Source organism: Caulobacter segnis (assembly GCF_019931575.1).
Lineage (GTDB): Bacteria > Pseudomonadota > Alphaproteobacteria > Caulobacterales > Caulobacteraceae > Caulobacter > Caulobacter segnis_C.
Genome location: NZ_CP082923.1, coordinates 1,470,853 through 1,491,488, shown reverse-complemented (window position 1 = coordinate 1,491,488; position 20,636 = coordinate 1,470,853). Strand labels below are relative to the sequence as shown.

The 20,636-nt window shown below is 68.7% G+C and carries 21 protein-coding genes and 2 pseudogenes; 17 read left to right on the top strand and 6 right to left on the bottom strand.

The genetic code is table 11. The annotated features are described in order from the left end of the window. Nucleotides 1-98: 98 nt before the first annotated feature. From K8940_RS06860 to K8940_RS06835, 6 genes and pseudogenes are all read left to right on the top strand, one after another. The gene (locus K8940_RS06860) at nucleotides 99-647 is read left to right on the top strand and encodes a helix-turn-helix domain-containing protein (RefSeq protein ID WP_223394063.1); all 549 of its coding nucleotides are present in this window, start codon (nucleotides 99-101) and stop codon (nucleotides 645-647) included. Nucleotides 648-703: 56 nt separating this feature from the next. Next, the gene (locus K8940_RS06855; protein WP_223394061.1) at nucleotides 704-1,918 is read left to right on the top strand and encodes a CynX/NimT family MFS transporter; all 1,215 of its coding nucleotides are present in this window, start codon (nucleotides 704-706) and stop codon (nucleotides 1,916-1,918) included. A 326-nt stretch (nucleotides 1,919-2,244) separates the two neighbouring features. Beyond that, nucleotides 2,245-3,402: pseudogene (locus K8940_RS06850) on the top strand (SGNH/GDSL hydrolase family protein); the annotation flags it as partial. Between the two features lie 3 nt (nucleotides 3,403-3,405). Then, complete coding sequence (locus tag K8940_RS06845; protein ID WP_223394057.1) at nucleotides 3,406-4,308, top strand: polysaccharide deacetylase family protein; 903 nt, start codon at nucleotides 3,406-3,408, stop codon at nucleotides 4,306-4,308. Nucleotides 4,309-4,381: 73 nt separating this feature from the next. Next, nucleotides 4,382-6,598, top strand: coding sequence for a S9 family peptidase (locus K8940_RS06840; protein ID WP_223394055.1), 2,217 nt, complete (start codon nucleotides 4,382-4,384; stop codon nucleotides 6,596-6,598). Between the two features lie 118 nt (nucleotides 6,599-6,716). Continuing rightward, a complete protein-coding gene (locus tag K8940_RS06835; RefSeq protein ID WP_223394053.1) occupies nucleotides 6,717-6,923 on the top strand; it encodes a hypothetical protein in 207 nt (68 codons plus the stop codon). A 10-nt stretch (nucleotides 6,924-6,933) separates the two neighbouring features. Here the strand turns inward: K8940_RS06835 and K8940_RS06830 are convergent, their stop codons facing one another. Continuing rightward, nucleotides 6,934-7,842 carry an AraC family transcriptional regulator gene (locus K8940_RS06830; protein WP_223394051.1) on the bottom strand — a complete coding sequence of 303 codons (909 nt, stop codon included), beginning with the start codon at nucleotides 7,840-7,842 and terminating at the stop codon, nucleotides 6,934-6,936. 210 nt (nucleotides 7,843-8,052) lie between these two features. On the opposite strand from K8940_RS06830, the gene K8940_RS06825 reads away from it, so the two are divergent. The 3 genes from K8940_RS06825 (at nucleotide 8,053) to K8940_RS06815 (ending at nucleotide 10,026) form a co-directional block, all read left to right on the top strand. Beyond that, nucleotides 8,053-9,096 (top strand): NAD(P)-dependent alcohol dehydrogenase, encoded by a 1,044-nt coding sequence (locus tag K8940_RS06825; RefSeq protein WP_223394049.1) that lies wholly within the window; start codon nucleotides 8,053-8,055, stop codon nucleotides 9,094-9,096. Between the two features lie 97 nt (nucleotides 9,097-9,193). Further along, entirely contained in the window at nucleotides 9,194-9,532 is a 339-nt protein-coding gene (locus K8940_RS06820; protein WP_223394047.1) for an ArsR/SmtB family transcription factor, read from the top strand. Then, a complete protein-coding gene (locus K8940_RS06815; protein WP_223394045.1) occupies nucleotides 9,529-10,026 on the top strand; it encodes an SRPBCC domain-containing protein in 498 nt (165 codons plus the stop codon). The genes K8940_RS06820 and K8940_RS06815 overlap by 4 nt, the downstream gene beginning before the upstream one ends. Nucleotides 10,027-10,117: 91 nt before the next feature. Here the strand turns inward: K8940_RS06815 and K8940_RS06810 are convergent, their stop codons facing one another. The 3 genes from K8940_RS06810 to K8940_RS06800 form a co-directional block, all read right to left on the bottom strand. Continuing rightward, complete coding sequence (locus tag K8940_RS06810; protein ID WP_223394043.1) at nucleotides 10,118-10,726, bottom strand: TetR/AcrR family transcriptional regulator; 609 nt, start codon at nucleotides 10,724-10,726, stop codon at nucleotides 10,118-10,120. An 82-nt stretch (nucleotides 10,727-10,808) separates the two neighbouring features. Continuing rightward, nucleotides 10,809-11,456, bottom strand: a complete 648-nt coding sequence (locus tag K8940_RS06805; protein WP_223394041.1) for a TetR/AcrR family transcriptional regulator — start codon at nucleotides 11,454-11,456, stop codon at nucleotides 10,809-10,811. Then, nucleotides 11,453-11,677, bottom strand: coding sequence for a hypothetical protein (locus tag K8940_RS06800; RefSeq protein ID WP_223394039.1), 225 nt, complete (start codon nucleotides 11,675-11,677; stop codon nucleotides 11,453-11,455). The genes K8940_RS06805 and K8940_RS06800 overlap by 4 nt, the downstream gene beginning before the upstream one ends. A 399-nt stretch (nucleotides 11,678-12,076) precedes the next feature. On the opposite strand from K8940_RS06800, the gene K8940_RS06795 reads away from it, so the two are divergent. Both K8940_RS06795 and K8940_RS06790 read left to right on the top strand, forming a co-directional pair. Next, nucleotides 12,077-12,280 (top strand): twin transmembrane helix small protein, encoded by a 204-nt coding sequence (locus K8940_RS06795; protein ID WP_223394037.1) that lies wholly within the window; start codon nucleotides 12,077-12,079, stop codon nucleotides 12,278-12,280. Nucleotides 12,281-12,319: 39 nt separating this feature from the next. Then, on the top strand, nucleotides 12,320-12,898 hold the full coding sequence (locus tag K8940_RS06790) for a cob(I)yrinic acid a,c-diamide adenosyltransferase (protein WP_223394035.1): 579 nt from the start codon (nucleotides 12,320-12,322) through the stop codon (nucleotides 12,896-12,898). A 3-nt stretch (nucleotides 12,899-12,901) separates the two neighbouring features. On the opposite strand, the gene K8940_RS06785 is transcribed toward K8940_RS06790, so the two are convergent. Beyond that, the gene (locus tag K8940_RS06785; protein WP_223394033.1) at nucleotides 12,902-13,180 is read right to left on the bottom strand and encodes a hypothetical protein; all 279 of its coding nucleotides are present in this window, start codon (nucleotides 13,178-13,180) and stop codon (nucleotides 12,902-12,904) included. A 218-nt stretch (nucleotides 13,181-13,398) separates the two neighbouring features. Here K8940_RS06785 and K8940_RS06780 point away from each other — a divergent pair, with 218 nt between their 5' ends. Both K8940_RS06780 and K8940_RS06775 read left to right on the top strand, forming a co-directional pair. Beyond that, the gene (locus tag K8940_RS06780; RefSeq protein WP_223394031.1) at nucleotides 13,399-14,145 is read left to right on the top strand and encodes an electron transfer flavoprotein subunit beta/FixA family protein; all 747 of its coding nucleotides are present in this window, start codon (nucleotides 13,399-13,401) and stop codon (nucleotides 14,143-14,145) included. Then, nucleotides 14,145-15,086, top strand: coding sequence for an electron transfer flavoprotein subunit alpha/FixB family protein (locus K8940_RS06775; RefSeq protein ID WP_223394029.1), 942 nt, complete (start codon nucleotides 14,145-14,147; stop codon nucleotides 15,084-15,086). Before K8940_RS06780 ends, K8940_RS06775 begins: the two co-directional genes overlap by 1 nt. Nucleotides 15,087-15,161: 75 nt before the next feature. On the opposite strand, the gene K8940_RS23845 is transcribed toward K8940_RS06775, so the two are convergent. Further along, nucleotides 15,162-15,290 (bottom strand): hypothetical protein, encoded by a 129-nt coding sequence (locus K8940_RS23845; protein ID WP_263285793.1) that lies wholly within the window; start codon nucleotides 15,288-15,290, stop codon nucleotides 15,162-15,164. A 147-nt stretch (nucleotides 15,291-15,437) separates the two neighbouring features. On the opposite strand from K8940_RS23845, the gene K8940_RS06770 reads away from it, so the two are divergent. From K8940_RS06770 to K8940_RS06755, 4 genes and pseudogenes are all read left to right on the top strand, one after another. Beyond that, the gene (locus K8940_RS06770) at nucleotides 15,438-16,319 is read left to right on the top strand and encodes a LysR substrate-binding domain-containing protein (protein ID WP_223395791.1); all 882 of its coding nucleotides are present in this window, start codon (nucleotides 15,438-15,440) and stop codon (nucleotides 16,317-16,319) included. Between the two features lie 58 nt (nucleotides 16,320-16,377). After that, entirely contained in the window at nucleotides 16,378-17,169 is a 792-nt protein-coding gene (locus K8940_RS06765) for a thioesterase family protein (protein WP_223394027.1), read from the top strand. A gap of 51 nt (nucleotides 17,170-17,220) precedes the next feature. Further along, nucleotides 17,221-18,766, top strand: a pseudogene (locus K8940_RS06760) (amidase). Between the two features lie 98 nt (nucleotides 18,767-18,864). Beyond that, nucleotides 18,865-20,634, top strand: a complete 1,770-nt coding sequence (locus K8940_RS06755) for a vWA domain-containing protein (protein WP_223394025.1) — start codon at nucleotides 18,865-18,867, stop codon at nucleotides 20,632-20,634. Nucleotides 20,635-20,636 lie beyond the last annotated feature (2 nt).

The window sequence follows — 20,636 nt, the reverse complement described above, 5'->3', positions numbered from 1 at the left end:
GGTCCGGCGGCGGGTATAGCTTTTGCGACTGATTTGCAATATCGCAGATCAAATAAGGCGATGCTTGGCCCGACCGTGCGTCCCGGCTAACCTTGGACATGTTGCACGATCTTCCCGTCGGGCGAGCGCTGCGCCGGTTCCGTCGCCTCAACAGCGTCAAGCAGGGCCACCTGGCCGAGCTGCTGGCGGTCTCGCAGGCGACCGTGTCGCGCTGGGAAAGCGGCGCGCAGGAGCCGGACGAGGCCCATCGCCAGCGCATCACCGCCATGATCGCCGCGCGCGCCGACCATGGCGGCGACGCCGTTCTCAAGCGGCTGGTCACGACCTCGACCCTGCCCGTGCACCTGGTCTGCGACGCCACCCACCGGCTGCTGGCCGCCTCACCCAGCCGCGCGGCCACCTGGAACATCGACCTGGAAACCTATCTCGACACCTCGCTCTGGCGCTTCGCCAGTCCCGAGATCGCCATGGCCGAGGACGGCCTGGCCGACAGCGGCTGGTTCGAGCGGCCCTATCAGCGGACCTGCTTCCGCACCGGCGCCAACGACAGCGCCGAGGTCCCGGTCCAGCCCGGCCTGCTGCAATGGGAGACCATCCCGCTCTCAGACGGCCGTATCGGACGCCTGGCGACCACGATCGCCGGCTAAGCCCGCGCGTATAATTTTTACGTGTCGCGCGCGGGCGGACCGCCCTATGCAGCGGCATGATCCGGACATGGCTAAACATCGTCGCGCTCTGGCTGATCGGGGTGCTGGCCGCCGCGCAACTGCCCAAGATCGCCGTCCTGGCGCCGGTGCTGCGCGAGACCTTCCACCTGTCGCTGGCGCAGGTCGGCCTGCTGGTGTCGCTGCTGGAGATCGGCGGCGCGGTGTTCGGCGTCGTCGGCGGCCTGGCCCTGGGCCGCTTCGGCGGCCGCCGCTTCCTGCTGGCGGGCCTTTCGGTTCTGCTGGCCGCCAGCGTCGTCGAGGCCCTGGCGCCGAACGTCGCCCTGCTGTTCGCCGCCCGGGCGGTCGAGGGGCTGGGCTATGTCCTGGTGGTCATCGCCGCCCCGACCATGATCGTCGCCATTGCGCCCGAACGCATCCGGGGTCCCGCCCTGGCGCTGTGGAGCACCTTCGTTCCCGTCGGCGTCGCCCTGGGCAGCGGCGTGACCGGCGTGGCCGTCGCCCTGACCAGCCCGAAGATCGCGCTTCTCCTGTGGGCGGGCCTTTGCGCCCTGGGCCTGGTCTCGGCGGCCCGGCAGAGGACCAGCGGCCGCGGCGCGGCCAGGATGGTCCTGCCGCATCCGGCGGCCGTGGTGGTGACCTTCGGCTTTGGCATATACACCGTCTTCGTCTGCGCCCTGACCATGCTGCTGCCCAGCTTCCTGATCGAGCGCGTCGGCGCGTCGCTGGCGAGCGCCAGCCTGGCCACGGGCCTGGTGTCGCTGACCGCCCTGCCCGCCTCGGCCATCGCGGTGCGCATCCTGCACGGCGCGCCCTCCGCGCCGCGCCGCGTGGTCGCCACGGTCATCCCGGCGCTGCTGGCCACGGCCGCGATCGCGCCGCTGATCTTCCACCCGGCCGTCGCCGGAAACGCCGTGGCCGTCACCCTGGTCGCCGGCCTGGCCCTGCTGCTGAGCGGGGTCGCCTCGCCGCTGGTCTTCGCCCGCCTGCCCAGCCTGGCCGGCGCGACGTCGCCCGACGATCCCCGCATCGCCGCCGCCAACGGCCTCCTGACCCAGTTCGGGGCCGGCGGCGCGCTGATCGGACCGCCGCTGGGCGGGCTGGTCGTGGGGCGATGGGGCTGGCAGGGGCTGGGCGTCTGCGTCGGCGTCCTGGCGCTGGCCATGCTGGCGGCGATCCTGTCCGCCGAGCGGCTGGGCCGCGCGAAACAGGCCGAGGACACGGCCTTTCTCGCCCCGGAAACCACCGCCTGAAGCCGAGTCTGGGGCAAAAGAAAAGCCCGGCCAAAACGACCGGGCTGAAAGTTATAGGGAGGAAACGCCCAGGAAGGGCAGAGGCGCTCGGCGCCTCACGGGATGTTGGTAGCGCTAACACAGGTGTAGATGCAAGCGATTCCTATCGAGCGCGGCGACTTGACGCGGTTTTCGTGCTCGACGCTTTACGACGCGGCCTAGAGGTCATACCAATGTTACCGCTACCGGCAGCAAGTCGGAGCGGGAGAGAAGCGTCGATGAAGATGTTCGCGCGGCCGGCTTTTGCCGCCTTTGGTCTGGCCCTGGCGCTCGCCCTGCCCGTCCACGCCGAGACGCCGAAGTGGGTCGGCGCCTGGGCCAGCGCCCAGATGGCGCCGGACGCCAAGAACAGCCTCGATCCGCAGGACTACCCAGACGCCACCCTGCGCCAGGTCGTGCGGCTGTCGATCGGCGGCGACAAGATCCGGGTCCGTCTGTCCAACGCCTTCGGGACCCAGCCCCTGACCCTCAAGGCCGCGCGGGTCGCGGTCTCGGCGGCGCTGAACTCCGCCCGCATCGACCCGGCCACCGACCGCGCCCTGACGTTCTCGGGCCGGACCGAGGTGACTATTCCGGCCGGCGCCGACTACTGGTCGGATCCGGTCGCGCTGAAGGTCGCGCCGCTGACCAGCCTGGCCATCAGCCTGCACTACGCCGCCGCGCCCAGCATCCAGACCGGCCACCCCGGCTCGCGGGCGACCTCGTACGTCCTGGCCGGCGACCACACGGCCGACGCCGACCTGCCGGGGGCCAAGACCGCCGACCGCTGGCTCCAGATCGCCAGCGTCGACGTGGTCTCCGCCAGGAAGGCCGCCGCCATCGTCGCGTTCGGCGACAGCATCACCGACGGCTACGGCGTCCAGCCCAACACCAACCTGCGCTGGACCGACGGTCTGATCGAGCGGCTGAAGGGCCGGAACATCGGCGTGCTGAACCTAGGCATCGGCGGCAACCGCGTGCTGCTGGACGGCCTGGGCCCCAACGCCCTGGCCCGGTTCGAGCGGGACGTGCTCTCGCAGTCAGGCGTCACCCACGTGATCCTGCTGGAAGGCGTCAACGACCTGGGGACCCTGACCCGCGACGCCCCCGCCACGCCCGAGGCGCACAAAGTCCTGGTCGCGCAGGTCATCGCCGCCTATCGCCAGATGATCACCAGAGCCCACGCGCGCGGGATCAAGGTCATCGGCGCGACCATCCTGCCCTATGCCGGCTCGGCCTATTACCACCCCGGTCCCGAAAGCGAGGCCGACCGCCAGGCGATCAACGCCTTCATCCGCGCGCCGGGGACCTTCGACGGCGTCATCGACTGGGACAAGGCCCTGCGCGATCCGGGCCGCCCCACCTTCCTGCTGCCGGCCTATGACAATGACGGCCTTCACCCCAACCTGGCCGGTTACAAGGCCATGGCGGACGCGATTCCGCTCAGCCTGTTCGAGAGCAAATAGTCCATGCGCATCGTGCTCGCCGCAGCCCTCGCTCTGATCGCCACCACCGCCCAAGCTGCTGAAAAGCCCGTAATCGCCTTCACCTGGGACGACCTGCCCGCCCACGCGGCCCTGCCGCCGGGCGTGACCCGCGTCCAGGTCGCCGCCGACCTGCTGAAGGCCTCCGCCGACGCCAAGGCGCCGGCGTTCGGCTTCATCAACGGCGTCCAGACCGAGCGCGAGCCCGGCTCGGACGCGGCCCTGAAGCTGTGGCGCGAGGCCGGCCAGCCGCTGGGCAACCACACCTGGTCGCACAAGAACATCGCCAGCCTGACGGCCGAGCAGTTCATCGCCGAGACCGCCCAGAACGAGCCCATGCTGAAGGACCTGATGGCGGGCCAGGACTGGCGCTGGCTGCGCTATCCGTTCCTGTCGGAGGGCGACACGCCCGAGAAGCGCCTGGCAGTGCGAAGCTGGTTGGCGGCCAACCACTACAGGATCGCCAGCGTGACCATGAGCTTCGGCGATTGGGCCTTCAGCGATCCCTACGCCCGCTGCGTGGCCAAGGGCGACCAGGCCGCGATCGCCGACCTGGAAAGGCGCTACCTGGACGGCGCGGCCGCCGTCGCCGACCGCTCGCGCGACATGGCCAAGACCCTGTACGGTGAGGACATTCCCTATGTCCTGCTGATGCACGGCGGCGCCTTCGAGGCCCGCATGGCGACCCGGCTGTTCAAGCTCTACCAGGACAAGGGCTACGGCTTCACCACCCTGGAAAAGGCCGAGAGCCATCCGTTCTATAAAACCGACGTCGATCCCAGTTTGCCGCCGCAGCCCACCACCCTGGAGGACGCCCTGCGCGCAAAGGGCCTGCCGGTTCCGCCTTTGCCGATCGACCTGAAGGCGCTGGAGAGCGTCTGCCGGTAACGGGTCCGTCGTTGCGGCGCTGAAACAACTTCCCTGCTGACAACGGCGACGCTGGCGCATAGCGTCCCGCGCCATGAAAAGCCCCTCGCTGACGGCGCTCGCGGCCGTCCTCGCCCTCTCGACGCCGGCCATGGCGGAAAAACTCACCCCGGAACGCATCTTCGCCGATCCGGCGCTGTCGGGCCCGACGGCCAAGGGCGTGGCCCTGTCGCCGGACGGCAAGCGCGTCACCTACCTGAAGGCCAAGCCGGAAGCGGCCAACGTCCAGGACCTGTGGGCGGCCGACGTGAAGGGCGGCGAGCCCTACCGCCTGATCGACTCGGCGGCCCTGTCGTCGGGCGCCAAGGAGCTGTCGGAAGCCGAGAAGGCCCGCCGCGAACGGGCCCGCGTCTCGGCGCGCGGCATCGTCGAATACAGCTGGGACAAGCAGGGCCGCTTCATCCTGGTCCCGCTGGACGGCGACCTCTATCTGGACAGCGTCGCCGACGGCAAGGTCACCCGCCTGACTGAAACGCCCGGCGACGAGGTCGACGCCAAGGTCTCGCCCAAGGGCGGCTTCGTCTCCTACGTCCGAGACCAGAACCTCTACATCAAGCCCGTCTCCGGCGGGTCCGAGACGGCCCTGACCACCGAGGGCAAGGATACGCTGTCGTTCGGCGTCGCCGAGTTCGTCGTGCAGGAAGAGCTGGACCGCTTCACCGGCTACTGGTGGAGCCCCGATGAGAGCCGCATTGTCTATACCCGCGTCGACGAGAGCACCGTCGACGTCGTGCCGCGCGCCGACATCGGCCCGCGCGGCGCCACCGTGGTCGAGCAGCGCTATCCGCGCGCCGGCCGTCCCAACGCCGTGGTGGAGCTCTTCGTCCGCGACCTGACCTCAGGCCAGATCCGCAAGCTGGACCTGGGCGCCAACAAGGACATCTATCTGGCCCGCGTCGACTGGTCGGCCGACGGCAAGACCGTCTACGCCCAGCGCCTGTCACGCGACCAGAAGACCCTGGACCTGATCGCCTTCGACGCAGTCACCGGCGCGGGCAAGACGATCCTGACCGATACCGACCCGCACTATATCGAGATCAGCGACGACTTCCGTCCGCTGAAGGACGGCTCGTTCCTGTGGTCGTCGGAGAAGGACGGCAACCGCCACCTCTATCGCCACGCCGCCGACGGCAAGCTGATCGCCCAGATCACCAAGGGTGACTGGCCGATGGCCGGGCTGGAAGGCGTGGACGAGGCCCGCAAGGTCGCCATCTTCGCCGCCTCGAAGGACACGCCCCTGGAGCGCCGCATCTACGAGGTGAGCTATTCCAAGCCTGGCGAGCCCAAGGCCCTGACCCCGGCCGGCGGCTGGTGGACGGCCAAGGTGGCCGACACCGGCGGCGCCTTCGCCGCGACCTATGACGATCCCAAGACCCCGCCCCAGACGGCCCTCTACACGGCCGCCGGCAAGCGTGTGCGCTGGATCGAGGAGAACCGGCTGGCCGAGGGTCACCCCTACTGGCCCTATGCCCCGACCCTGCCGACGCCGGAATACGGCACGCTGAAAGCCTCGGACGGCGAGACCCTGTACTACGAGATCCTCAAGCCCCAGGGCTTCGATCCGGCCAAGAAGTATCCGGCCATCCTGGCGGTCTACGGCGGGCCCCACGCCCAGCAGGTGAAGCGAACCTGGCAGAGCCCGTCCGAGCGCACCTATCTGGAAGCCGGCTACGTCGTCTTCCGGGTGGACAACCGCGGCAGCGGCAATCGCTCGGCCAAGTTCATGCGAGCCCTGGATCGCAACCTCGGCACGGTCGAGGTCGAGGACCAGCTGCTGGGGGCCAAGTTCCTGGCCGGCCTGCCCTATGTCGACTCCGACAAGCTGGGCGTGATGGGCTGGTCGTACGGCGGGTTCATGACCCTGATGCTGCTGACGGCCGATAACACGCCGTTCAAGGCCGGTGCGGCCGGCGCGCCGCCGACTGAATGGAGCCTGTACGACACGGCCTATACCGAGCGCTACATGGGCAAGCCGGACGAGAACAAGGCCGGCTACGCCTATTCGGACATCAACAACCGGATCGACAAGCTCAAGCCCGGCAGCCTGCTGCTGCTGCACGGCATGGCCGACGACAACGTGATCTTCGAGAACAGCACCCGGCTGATGTCGGCCCTGCAGGCCAAGGCGATCCCGTTCGAGATGGCGCTGTATCCCGGCGAGCGCCACAGCGCGCCGCGCAGCAAGACCAAGGGCCTCAGCGTGCTGAAGACGCACCTGGAGTTCTTCGGCCGCAAGCTGAAGGGCGAATAGTCCACGCGCAGCGCCCTTCGTTGCGACCTCGCCGCGAAGGGCGCACGCCCTCCGACCTTATGTCGCAGCGCCTTCAAGCCAAGCAGTCGCTATCTTCGTGGTTAACGAGGATAGCGCCATGACCAAGACCACCGATGAAGCCGTCGAATGGCTGATCGACGTCGTCCAGGAGGCGATCGAGCAAGGCCAGGCCACGGCCGCCGAACTCGAGGAATGGCTGCTGGCCGCGATGGCGCTGGAGGACCTGGCCCACGCCGAGGAGCAGGACGCCCTGGAGGCGCGCGCCTTCACCAGCTGGATGCCGCCGGGGGCCACGCTCCACTAGGAGGCGGCGACTACTCCGCCGCGAGCGGCGAGCGCAGGGCCTCCACGTCGCGAGCCGGCGACAGGCCGTAGAGGCGGCGATATTCTCGACTGAACTGCGACGGGCTCTGATAGCCGACGCTGAAGCCGGCCGCGCCGACGTCCAGCCCCTCGGCCAGCATCAGCCGCCGCGCCTCGTAAAGCCGCAGCTGCTTCTGGTACTGCATCGGCGTCATGTTGGTGACGGCCTTGAAGTGGTGGTGCAGCGAGCTCTCGCTCATGCCCACGTGCTCGGCCAGGGCCTCGATGCGCAGCGGCTGGGCGAAGTGTTCGCGCAGCCAGGCCACGGCGCGGGTGACCCGCCGCCCCTGCCCTTCGGTCCCGGCGATGTGCAGCAGCCGCGCGCCCTGCGGCCCGCTCAGCAGGCGGTAGAGGATCTCCTGCTCGATCAGCGGGGCCATGGCTGCGACGTCACGAGGTCGCTCCAGCAGTCGCAGCAGACGGAGAGTGGCGTCCAGCAGCTCGGGCGAGGCCGGATTGACCGCCACGCCCCGCACGCCGGCCGGGGCCGCCGAGATCTGCTCCGGCAGCCGGCCGATCAGCTCGGCCAGCCGGGCGGGATTGATCATCACGCCCACGCACAGGTGCGGATCGGCGTCGCTGGCCTGGAGGATCCGCGCGGTGGCGGGCAGGTCCACGGCCACCAGCAGGCAGTCGCCGACACCGTAGTGCAGTTCCTCGTCCCCGACGGTCAGGCATTTGCGCCCGCCGGCCACCAGCCAGAACGAGGGCCGCTGGTCGACGTGCAGCCGACCGCTGGGCGAGCAACGACGGGTCAGGTACAGCCCCTCGATCGCGGACTCCGGACGCTCGTCGTCGGCGTAACGGGCGACGAGACTGGCGATCTCGGCATAGGCGTCGGCGGTGTCGGGCGATCTCAACGGCTTGGTTTTCCAGGCTTTCAGGACATCCTGGTTCTACGCTTAGGCGGCTAGCGGGAAAACCGTTCCCGGCGCCTTTTGCAGGATCGTGCATGAGCTTTGCAGGATTGGCGTAACGCCGGCGCCGCGAGGCGTGGCAAATCTCCTGTCGTTCGATCCTCCCCGATCGTCCTGCCCCAAATGCTCTACAAAGATCCAAGGAACATCCGAATGGCCACCGCTAAAGGCTACGCGGCGCCCGCCGCCGGCGCGCCCCTGGCTCCGTTCAGCTTCGAACGCCGCGAGCCCAATCCCGACGACGTCGTCATCTCGATCAAGTACTGCGGCGTCTGCCACTCCGACATCCACATGGTCGACAACGGCTGGGGCCAGAGCGTCTATCCGATCGTCCCCGGCCACGAGATCGCCGGCGTGGTCACCGCCGTCGGCGCCAACGTCACCAGGTTCAAGGAAGGCGACCATGTCGGCGTCGGCTGCTTCGTCGACAGCTGCGTCACCTGCAAGGCCGCCCGCGACCTGGATCGCGAGCAGTACCAGCCGGGCCTCGTCCTGACCTACAGCGCCTTCGAGCCGGGCTCGGACACTCCGACCTATGGCGGCTATTCCGACCACATGGTGGTCAAGGAAGACTACGTCCTGTCGATTCCGGAAAACCTGCCGCTGGACGCCGCCGCGCCGCTGCTGTGCGCCGGCATCACCCTGTACTCGCCGCTGCGCCACTGGAACGCCGGTCCCGGCAAGAAGGTCGCAATCCTGGGCATGGGCGGCCTCGGCCACATGGGCGTCAAGCTGGCCCATGCCATGGGCGCGGAAGTGACGGTGCTGAGCCAGACCCTGTCCAAGCAGGCCGACGGCCTGAAGATGGGCGCGGACCACTACTACGCCACCAATGACCCGAAGACCTTCGAGACCCTGGCCGACACGTTCGACCTGCTGATCTGCACGGTCTCCTCGCCCCTGGACTGGGGCGCGTATCTCAGCCTGCTGAAGGTGGACGGGACCATGGTCATCGTCGGCGCGCCGGAAGAGCCCGTGCCGCTGAACGCCTTCGCCCTGATCCCCGGCCGCCGCACCCTGGCCGGCTCGATGATCGGCTCGATCAAGGAAACCCAGGAGATGCTCGACTTCTGCGGCGAGAAGAACATCGTCGCCGACATCGAGGTCATCTCGATCGACCAGATCAACGAGGCCTACAAGCGCATGCACAAGAGCGACGTGCGCTACCGCTTCGTGATCGACATGGCGACGCTGTAGGGCCTCGCCTCTTCCGATCCTAGAACCGACCGCTGCGGGCCCCGAGTCCGCGGCGGTCTCTTGACGTCAGATATATGCATGAATATGCATATACACGATGACACAGATAGATCCGTTCGAGACGCTCGCCGACCCCACCCGCCGCCGCATCCTCGCGGCGCTGCGCGATGGCGAGCGCCCGGTGGGCGACATCGTCGAGGCGGCGGGCGTCCACCAGTCCGGCGTCTCGCGCCACCTGCGGATCCTGCACGAGGCGGGGTTCGTGTCGGTGCGCCCCAGCGGCCAGCGCCGCCTCTACGCCCTGCGGCCCGAACCCTTCCAGGAATTCGAGGCCTGGCTCGCCGCCTACCGGCGGCTGTGGGAGGCCCGCCTCGACCGTTTCGGGGCCGCGCTCGAGCAACGCCAGAAAACGCAATCAGAGGAACCCAAGGCATGACCGACACCCAGGAACCGCAAGCCATCGTGGTCGTCGAACGCACCTACCGCGCGGGCGTCGAGAACCTCTGGGCCCTGTGGGCCACCAAGGACGGCTTCGAGTCGTGGTGGGGGCCGGAAGGCTTCCGCGTCGAGGTCCACGCCCTGGAGCCGCGCGAGGGCGGCAAGCTGGACTACGACATGATCGCCGACGCGCCCGAGACGATCGCGGCGATGAAGCAGATGGGCCAACCGATCTCGCACGGCACCCACGGCCGCTACACGCAGTTCCGGCCGCACACGCGCCTCGTCCTGGTCCACGACATCGACTTCGTGCCGGGCATGGAGACCTACGAGAGCATCATCGAGGTCGACTTCTACCCCAAGGGCGACGACGCCCGGATGGTCGTCACCATCCACCCGCACCGCGACCCGCACTGGACGAAGATGGCGGTCCAGGGCTTCGCCAGCCAGCTGACCAAGCTGGATCGGAAGTACGGGTGGGAGGAGGCCTGAACGCCCTCCTTTAAGCAGCGCTCGAGTGTCATCCCGGCCCCAGCGAAGAGGCTATCCGGGATGACACGGGGATGAGCTTTGGAGCCAGCCCCTACCGAGGCTTCCAGCCCTCGGCGATCACGGCGATCTGCTTGTCCATCACCGCCGACATCTCGGCCGCCGGCAGGGTTCCGCCGGCCGCCGCGGTCATGCGGTAGTTCCAGGCGTAGGCGGCCTTCAGGGTGTCGACGATCAGGCGCAGGTCCAGGTCGTCGCGCACCTCGCCCTTGCGCACTCCGTCCTCCAGGACGTCCAGCAGCATCTGGGTCAGGCGCGGATTGCGGCCGTAGGGCGTGACGCCCGGATCGTTGTTGGGATTGTACGAGGCGGCCACGTGGGCGAGGAACAGCTTCACCCGCCGGGTCTCGAACTCGTAATGGATGGCGAAGATCGAGCACAGGCGATCGGCCGTGCTGCCGCGCAGGAACGGCACCACCCGATCGAACTCGGCGTAGAGCTCGCTCAGGCGATGATCCATGACATGGCTCAGCACCTCCGCCTTGGAGGCGAAGGTGGTGAACACGCTGCCGACGGAGACCCCCGCCCGCTCCGCGATGGCGCGGATGGTGGTCTCGTCGTAGCCAACCTCGTTGAACAGGTCACGCGCGGCGTCGAGAACCTTCTCGCGCGTCGCGGCCTTTTGATCATCTCTTACGCCCACGCACGTCCCCCTCGAACACGCCAGCGTCATTGTTGAATCGAAGCCGCTCCGTTCCCCCGAACGGAGCGGTCTCCGGACTTGGTTAAGCGCGAGCGCCCGCGAAGATGACTTTCAGTTGTTCCGAAAGCCGCGCCAGCAGAGCCTCCACCGACCAACCGTCATAGACGGCGCGGCGATAGTTGGCGACATACACGTCCCAGGTGATCTCAGCCAAGAGCTTAGCGTCGATATCCTTCTTCAACTGACCTTCGTCGACGCCGCGCTGCAGGGCGTCGGCGATCAGGCGGAAGATGTGCTTCAGGTCCGTGCGGGCGCGGCGCTCAGCGGCTTCCGAACGGGTCCATGACACCGCGATGCTGGCGCGCAGCAGCGGCAGTTGCTCGACGTGGAAGCCATAGGCGACGCCGAACAGGCCCATCAGGGCTTCGTCGACGGTCTTGGCGTTGCGCGAGGCCTGGGTCATCTGGGCGTAGATGACTTCGTAGTCGGCGGTCAGGATTTCCTCGAACAGCTCCGACTTGTCGGCGAAGCTGGCGAACACGGCGCCGGTCGACATGCCGGCGGCCTGGGCGATGTCACGAATGGTGGCGCCTTCGTAGCCGCGCTCACTGAACAGGCGGCGGGCGGCGGCCAGGACACGCTCACGGGTGCGCTGCTTGGCGAGGGCCCGGCGGGTCAGCTTTACCGGAGAGTCGGTGGCGGACTCGATGTTGACGGACACAAAGCTCATGCGGCGGCCTCCAGGCGGGCGAGAGCGGCCTCGGCGCGCTTCTCGAATTCAATGCAATATTCATCGACGACGTTCTGAAGGACGCCGGCGTAGCGGCGGGCCAGCTGGCGGCCGTCCTGCGCGGCGTCGCGCAGGTCGGTGATCAGCTGGCGGACTTCAGCCATGGCTTCTTCGCGATCGGACGCGGAGAGCGCGGCGGCGTTCGCTAGGCGAGCGCTCATGCGGTTATCTCCTGCTCCCCGCTGGGGTGGAAAAGCGTCGAACCGATCCGCGGTGGGGGAGGTTGATCGTGTTCAACGAACGCGCACTGAGAAATAGGAAGCGGGCGCAATAACGCTAGGGGGAGGCTATTGCAACCGCGAAATCGAACTAAAATCGTCGAACAACGACGCGGTTCGTACATATGAGAGCGCTCTCAAAGCGTCACTGCGACAAATGCGCTCACCGAACAGGTTCGCCGAATTGACTCAACGGACGATGGTCAGCGAACCGAGTCGCCCCCTTAAGGCTAGGCCTCGATCGGGCGGCGATAAGGCCCTGAAGCGGCGCGAACGTGACAACGCCCTTACGGCTCCGGGCTCTATGGCGCGAGCGGCCCGCCCAGCCTATCTTCCGCGCCCATGAACCACCTGTTCGACTTTCTCGTCCCCGCCGCGCTGCTCGCGGTTCTGGTCGCCCTGGCGGCGGGCCTCTACGCCCTGTTCCGGGGCGGCGACTTCGGCCGCTCCTATTCGAACAAGCTGATGCGGCTGCGCGTGCTCCTGCAGTTCATCGCCATCATCGTCCTGGTCGCCGCCGCCTTCTGGTGGCGCAAGGGCGCTTAGGAACTGTAAGCCTGTTCGCATAACGGGAGTCCGCGACGCATGGTCACGCTGAACCGCATCTATACCCGCACCGGCGATGGCGGCTCGACGCGGCTGGCCACCGGCGCGCCGGTCAGCAAGGCCTCGCTGCGGGTCGAGGCCTATGGCGGGGTCGACGAGACCAACGCCGCCGTCGGCCTGGCGCGGCAGCACACGGCAAGAGACGCCGTGCTCGACGCGATCCTGGAGCGGATCCAGAACGACCTCTTCGATCTCGGTGCGGATCTCGCCACGCCCGAACAGCACGGCAAGCCCGAGTGGGAGCCCCTGCGCATCCTCGACGGCCAGGTCGAGCGGCTGGAGCGCGAGATCGACCTGCTGAACGGCGAGATGAGTCCTTTGACTTCGTTCGTGCTCCCCGCCGGGTCGCCGGCGGCCGCGGCCCTGCACCAGGCGCGCACAGTGTGCCGCCGGGCCGAGCGGACCTGCGTGGCGCTGTCGGAGACCGAGGGCGAGATCGTCGGCAAGCCAGCGATCAAATATCTGAACCGGCTGTCGGACCTGCTGTTCGTCGCCGCCCGCTGGAGCAACGACAAGGGAAAGGCGGACGTGCTGTGGAAGCCCGGCGCGACGCGGTAGCGGCTATTTCTTCTGCGGCGCAGCGGCGGCCGGCGCGGGGGTCGCGGCGGCCGCTTCCGGCTTCTCGCCATTGATCGGCGGCACGTTCGTCGGACGGCGCGTCAGGGTCTCGATTGAATAGACCGTCCCGCACTTCAGCCACTTACCGGCCCAGGCCCCGCCGCGCGCCTCGCAGCGTTCCTTCGGCCAGACCCACAGGCCGTGATAGGCCAGGACGCCGGCGCTTCCGAGCAGGAACAGGCCCAGGAAGATGTACTTCAAGCGGGTGAAGGTCTTGTTCATGGGCGGCCCCTTAGCGCCTTTCGGCCCTTAAGGGAATTGGCCCCGAAGCCACGCCCGCGAGGCGCGCCGACCACAAGCCCGGGAAAATCGTACAACCGTTTGAACCAGACCCGAGTTATCGCATTACGCTTACGCAAAGGGAAACTTGCATTGCGGCGCCGAAAGGGTAAGTCGATTGCCAAGCAGGATAAAAAGCAGCCTGGAGGCGGTGGAAACCGATGAAGGTCCTAGTCCCGGTTAAACGGGTTATCGATTACAACGTGAAGGCCCGCGTGAAGGCGGATCAGACCGGTGTCGACCTTGCGAACGTCAAGATGTCGATGAACCCCTTCTGTGAGATCGCGGTCGAAGAAGCCGTGCGTCTCAAGGAAAAGGGCGTGGCGACCGAGGTCGTCATCGTCAGCATCGGCCCCGCGCAGGCTCAGGAAACCATCCGCACGGCGCTGGCCATGGGCGGCGACCGCGGCGTCCTGATCACCACCGACGCCGACCCCGAGCCGCTGGCCGTGGCCAAGCTGCTGGCGGCCGTCGTAGCCGAGGAAAATCCGAACCTCGTCCTGATGGGCAAGCAGGCGATCGACGGCGACAACAACGCCGTCGGCCAGATGCTGTCGGCCCTGCTGGGCTGGCCGCAGGCGACCTACGCCTCGGCCATCGAGGTGTCGGGCTCCAGCGCCAAGGTGACCCGCGAAGTCGACGGCGGTCTGCAGACCCTCGACGTCGACCTGCCGGCCATCATCACGGCCGACCTGCGCCTGAACGAGCCGCGCTACGCGTCTCTGCCCAACATCATGAAGGCCAAGAAGAAGGAGATCGCCCAGAAGGCGGTCGCCGACTACGGCGTCGACATCGCGCCGCGCCTGAAGGTGATCAAGGTCACCGAGCCGGCCAAGCGCTCGGCCGGCATCAAGGTGGAAACCGCCGCCGACCTGGTTTCGAAACTCAACACCGCGGGGGTGCTGTAATGGCTGTTCTCGTCGTCGCCGATAACGACAACGCGCACCTGCGCGACGGCACCCACAAGGTCGTCACCGCCGCCCAGAAGATCTCGGGCGACGTGGACGTTCTGGTCCTGGGCAAGGGCGCCAAGGCCGTGGCCGACGCCGCCGCCAAGATCGCCGGCGTCCGCAAGGTGCTGCTGGCCGAGTCCGACGCCCTGGGTCACGGCGTCGCCGAAGCCCAGGCCGACGCGGTGCTGGCCCTGGCCGGCAATTACGACGCCATCCTGGTTCCGGCCACCTCGGGCGGCAAGAACTTCGCCCCGCGCGTCGCCGCCAAGCTGGACGTCGCTCCGATCTCGGACATCGTCGAGGTCGTCTCGGCCGACACCTTCACGCGCCCGATCTACGCCGGCAACGCGCTGGAGACCGTCCAGTCGTCGGACGCCAAGAAGGTGATCACCGTCCGTCCGACCGCCTTCGCGGCGGCCGCTGAAGGCGGCTCGGCCTCGGTCGAGACCGTCGCGGGCGCCGACGCCGGCAAGACCCGCTTCGTCAGCGAAGAGATGGTCAAGTCGGACCGTCCCGAACTGGCCGCGGCCAAGATCGTCGTCTCCGGCGGTCGCGCCATGGGTTCGGCCGAGGAGTTCCAGCGCGTGATCGAGCCGCTGGCCGACAAGCTGGGCGCCGCCGTCGGCGCCTCGCGCGCGGCCGTCGACGCCGGCTACGCCCCGAACGACTACCAGGTCGGCCAGACCGGCAAGGTCGTCGCCCCGCAGCTCTATGTCGCCATCGGCATCTCGGGCGCGATCCAGCACCTGGCCGGCATGAAGGACTCCAAGGTGATCGTCGCGATCAACAAGGACGCCGACGCGCCGATCTTCCAGGTGGCCGACTACGGCCTGGTCGCCGACTACAAGACGGCCGTGCCGGAGCTGATGGACGCCCTGACGGCGGCGGGCAAGTAAGCCCTCCTCCATCGCGGAAAATACGAAAGGCCCGGAGATCGCTCTCCGGGCCTTTTTGTTGGACTGAACACCGGTCTAGCGCACGGTGTGGGGGGTGATGCCCTCGGCCCAGCGGAAGTCGTCGTGGGTCAGCAGCGGCGCCTTGACGGCCGCGCCGGTGAACAGGGCGAGCGCCAGCGCGCCCGCGACAAGCAGGGTCTTCATCGTTTCGTCCCCTAAGGAGGAAGGTGGGAAAGATCTGGGTGGCAGGTGCGGCGCCGCGATAAGGACAATGCCAAAGCCACCTTGGCTTTACGAACGATGGTATCTGCGGGCACTTGTGAGCTGGACTAACATCCTTACATCTTGACCATGCGCCTGCCGCCCTTCTCCTCGCTGGTCGCCTTGGAGGCCGCCGCCCGCCACAAGAGCTACAGCCGCGCGGCGGAGGAGCTGTTCGTGACCCATGGCGCGGTCAGCCAGCAGGTCCGCAAGCTGGAAGAAGAACTGGGAGTCCAGCTGTTCACCCGGCGTGGCAACCAGATGGAGCCCACGGCCACCGGCGCGGCCCTGGCCGCCCGGGTCGGCGAGGCCATAACCACGCTGCGCCAGGGCGTCGACGGCGCCCGCCGGGCCGCCAGCGGACCGATCGTCATCTCGACCGGCGCGGCCTTCGCCACCCGCTGGCTGGTCACCCAGCTGGCCCGCCTGTCGGCCGAGACCGGCGAACTGGACCTGACCATCCGCGTCGAGGACCGCATGTCGGACCTGGCCACCGATGGCGCCGACGTCGCCCTGCGGTTCGGCGAGGGTCCCTGGCCGGGCGTGGACTCGGCGCGCCTGATCGACGAGGTGTTGTTTCCGGTCTGCAGCCCCGCCCTGCTGGAGCGCTACAGGATCGAGAAGCCCGAGGACCTGCTCAGCGCCCCGCTGCTGCGCCACACCGGCCTGCCCTGGGCGATCTGGTTTCGGGCCATGGGCGTCGAGCCGCCGGAACTGCCGCCGGCCCTGGGCTTCGACGATTCGTCGATGATGCTGGACGCCGCCGCGCAAGGGTTGGGCGTGGCCCTGGCCCGCAGCGGCATCGCCCGCCGCGACCTGGGCGACGGCCGCCTGGTTCGCCCCCTGCCTGGCGAGGTCGACGTCAAGACCGGCCACCATTTCGTCTGGCGCGCCGAGAACCCCAAGCTGCCCCGCATCCTCAAGCTGCGGGACTGGTTCCTGAAGGAGACGCAGGGCGAACGCGCGCGGTGACGCTTTCACGTCGCGGGTCGCTTGACTTCCGTAGCGAAAGAAAACGAACCTCGAGGTCATGACCCGCTACACCGACCTCGTCGCCGCCGTCGCCGCTACCGATGCGGGCTACGCCGCCCATGTCCCCGATGACTGGAAACAGGGGCGCACCACCTATGGCGGCCTGTCGGCGGCGCTGTGCGTCGAGGCGGCGCAGCGCGCCTTCCCCGAGGCCCCGCCCCTGCGCTCGGCCCAGTTCGCCTTCGTCGGGCCGGCGGCGGGCGAGCTGTCGATCGGGGTCAAGGCGCTGCGCCAGGGCAAGTCGACCCTGTTCGCGGCCGTCGACCTGGTCGGCGAGCAGGGCGTGGCCACCCACGGGACCTTGACGTTCGGGACGCCCCGCGAGTCGCACGTGCCCGCCCACGCCGACATCCCCTGCCCCGTCGTGGCCCCGCCCGACCAGTGCGAGCCCTTCCACAAGGGCGACACCAGCCAGGCGCCCAGCTTCATCCGCCAGTTCGATTTCCGCGTCGCCGGCGGCGGCCGGCCGGGGACGGGCGAACCTCCGGAATACCTGCTGTGGATCCGCCACCGCGACGAAGCGGCCCGTTCGCTGTCGGCCCTGGTCGCCCTGGCGGATGCTCCGCCGCCGCCGGCCATGACCCTGTTCCGGACATTCGGCCCGATCTCGACCATGACCTGGGCCCTGGACGTGGTCGGCCTGCCGGGAGAGGACGACGACGGCTGGCGTCTGCTGCGCAGCCGGGCCGAGACCATCGGCGACGGCTACTCCACTCAGGAGATGCACCTGTGGAACAGCCAGGGTCGCCCGCTGGTCCTGGCGCGACAGAACGTGGCGATCTTCGTCTGATCGCGCACGGACGTTCCGGCCAGCCCCTGGCGGACGCTGAATTTTGACCCCATGCTCCGCTCCGGTCCGCGCGGGAGTCGCGACCGCGTTCGGGGAAACGTCCATGACCAAGATCGCCTGCCTGGCCGGCGCGGCCGCCATCGCCCTCATCGCCGGGAGCGCGGCGGCCCAGACCGCCGAGGAGGCGGCCAAGAGCTACCTCGCCGTCATCAAGGACAAGAATCCCGTCCTGCACGCGGTCATCGCCACCAACCCGCACGCCCTGGCCGACGCCCGCGCCCTGGACGCCGAGCGCAAGGCCGGCAAGGTGCGCTCTCCCCTGCACGGCGTCCCGATCCTGCTGAAGGACAATATCGAGAGCGCCGACGGCACGGCCACCACCGCCGGCTCGCTGGCGCTGAAGGACAATGTCACCAATCGCGACGCGCCGATCGTCAAGCGCCTGACCGACGCCGGCCTGGTCATCCTGGGCAAGGCCAACCTGTCGGAATGGGCCAATATCCGCTCGAGCAAGTCGATCAGCGGCTGGAGCGCGGTGGGCGGCACGGTGCGCAACCCCTACGTCCTGGACCGCAGCGCCTGCGGCTCGTCCAGCGGCTCGGGCGCGTCGGTGGCGGCGGGTCTGGCGCCCCTGGCCATCGGCACCGAGACCGACGGCTCGATCACGTGTCCCGCCGCGATCAACGGCCTGGTCGGCCTCAAGCCCACCGTCGGCCTGGTCTCGCGCACCCACATCGTGCCGATCAGCCACAGCCAGGACACCGCCGGCCCGATGACCACGACGGTCCTCGACGCGGCCAAGGTCCTGACCGTCATCGCCGGCGGCGACCCGGCCGACCCCGCTACCAAGGACGCCGACGCCCGCAAGACCGACTACGCGGCTGGGCTCTCCAAGGACGCGCTGAAGGGCGTGAAACTGGCCGTGGCGCGGTTCTACACCGGCTATTCGCCCAAGACCGACGCGGTGTTCGAGCGGGCCCTGAAAGAGCTCCAGGCCCAGGGCGCGGTCCTAGTCGACGTGGCGGCGTTCGACGAGGGCCCGATCGGCAAGGCCGAGGGCGTGGTGCTCTATACCGAGCTGAAGGCCGACATGGCCGCCTACCTGTCCTCGACCGATCCGAAGAAGGTCCCGAGCCGCACCCTGGCCGACCTGATCGCCTTCAACAAGGCGACGCCGAAGGAGTTCGAATGGTTCGGCCAGGAGAGCTTCGAGAAGGCCGAGAAGACCAAGGGCCTGGCCGATCCCGAGTATCTGAAAGCCCTGGCGGACTCCAAGCGCCTGGCCGGCCCCGAGGGCATCGACAGGATTTTGAAGACCACCGGCGCGGTCGCCATCGTCGCTCCGACCACTGGCCCGGCCTGGACCATCGATCCGCTGAACGGCGACAACTACGGCGGCTCATCGACCACCCTGCCCGCCGTGGCCGGCTATCCGCACCTGACCGTACCGATGGGCGACGTCACCGGTCTGCCGGTGGGCCTGTCCTTCATCGGCCCGGCCTGGAGCGAGAAGCTGCTGCTGAACCTGGGCTACGCCTACGAGCAGGCGACGCACCATCGCAAGCTGCCGACCTTCCTTCGCACGATCGCGCCGTAGACCGCCCGATCGATCACCCTTAAGTTGATTTCCGCGACGCCCAGCTTCCGTCATATTACGCGCGTAATTGGAAAGGGTCGCAAGTAGGGAGATCGGCCATGGTTCGTCGAGGGCTTCACGTCGCGGGCGTCAGCCTGCTGTCCCTGGCCATGGTCGGCGCGCCGCCAGCCTGGGCCGCGCCTCAGCCAGGCGACGGCGTGGTCACGCCAGCGGCCTGTGAGGCGCTGGGCTTCCGGACGAGCCAAGGCGGCGACGTCGTTGTCTCGGGCATGCGCGCCGCCCCAAGTCGAGCGTCCGTCATGAATTATGCGGCGCCGACCGGCGCTCCGCCGCCACCGCCACCGCCGCCGCCCAACATGACGCCTCCGCCGCCGCTGCCGCTCCCGCCGGTCCAGCGCAGCGCGCCGCCGATCATCAGCGGTTCGCCGCACGTGCCGACCGCGATGGACACCGAGCGCTATCCCGGCGCCGCCGCCAATCCGGTCAAGCGCGTGGCCGACGAGCCGGTCTCGACCTTCTCGATCGACGTCGACACAGCCGCCTACGCCAACACCCGCCGGTTCCTCAACGACGGCGTCGCCCCGCCGCGCGACGCCGTCCGGGTCGAGGAGCTGATCAACTATTTCGACTACGGCTACGCCCGCCCGGCCAGCGCCCAGACACCGTTCCGCGCCACCGTGGCGGTGGCGCCGTCGCCCTGGTCCAGCCAGCGCCAGATCCTGCACATCGGCCTGCAGGGCTACGCCGCCCCGCGCGCCGACGCGCCGCCGCTGAACCTCGTCTTCCTGGTCGACACCTCGGGCTCGATGATGGGTCCCGACCGCCTACCGCTGGCGCAAAAGGCGCTGAACGTGCTGATCGACCAGTTGCGTCCTCAGGACCGCGTCGCGATGGTCGCCTATGCCGGTTCGGCCGGGGCCGTGCTGGCGCCGACCGACGGCCGCTCGAAGCTGAAGATGCGCTGCGCCCTCGGTGCCCTCCGCGCGGGCGGCTCGACCGCCGGCGGCGCGGGCCTGGAGCTGGCCTACGCCCTGGCCAAGCAGAACTTCGCCAAGAGCGCGGTCAACCGCGTGATCCTGGTTACCGACGGCGACTTCAACGTCGGCATCGCCGACCCGTCCCGCCTGAAGGACTACGTCGCCGACCAGCGCAAGAGCGGCGTCTACCTGTCGGTCTACGGCTTCGGGCGCGGCAACTACAACGACACCATGATGCAGGCCCTGGCCCAGAACGGAAACGGCGTGGCCGCCTATGTCGACACCCTGAACGAGGCCCGCAAGCTGCTGCGCGACGACTTCCAGGCCAGCCTCTTTCCCATCGCCGACGACGTGAAGATCCAGGTCGAGTTCAATCCCCGGCAGGTCAGCGAGTACCGGCTGATCGGCTACGAGACGCGCCTGCTGAACCGCGAGGACTTCAACAACGACCAGGTCGACGCCGGCGAGGTCGGGGCGGGAGCGTCGGTGACGGCGCTGTACGAGATCACCCCGGCCGGCGCGCGGCCGTCCTCGGACCCGTTACGCTATGGCGACAAGGCCTCCGCGACGCCCGCCGCAGGCCCGGGCGAGCTGGCCTTCCTGAAGATCCGCTACAAGCTGCCCGGCGGAACGACCTCGAAGCTGATCGAGCGACCGATCGGAGCCGGCGACCGCTACGCCAGCCTCGCCGCCGCGCCGGAAGCGACGCGCTTCGCCGTCGCGGTCGCCGCCTATGGCCAGAAGCTGCGTGGCGACCCCTGGGTGGACGAGCGCTTCGACTGGCCGGCGGTCACCGCCCTGGCGCAGGGCGCGCGCGGGGCGGATCCGGACGGCCTGCGGGCGGAGTTCGTTCAGCTCACGAAGGCCGCCCGCGACGTGAAGGCGCGCTGACC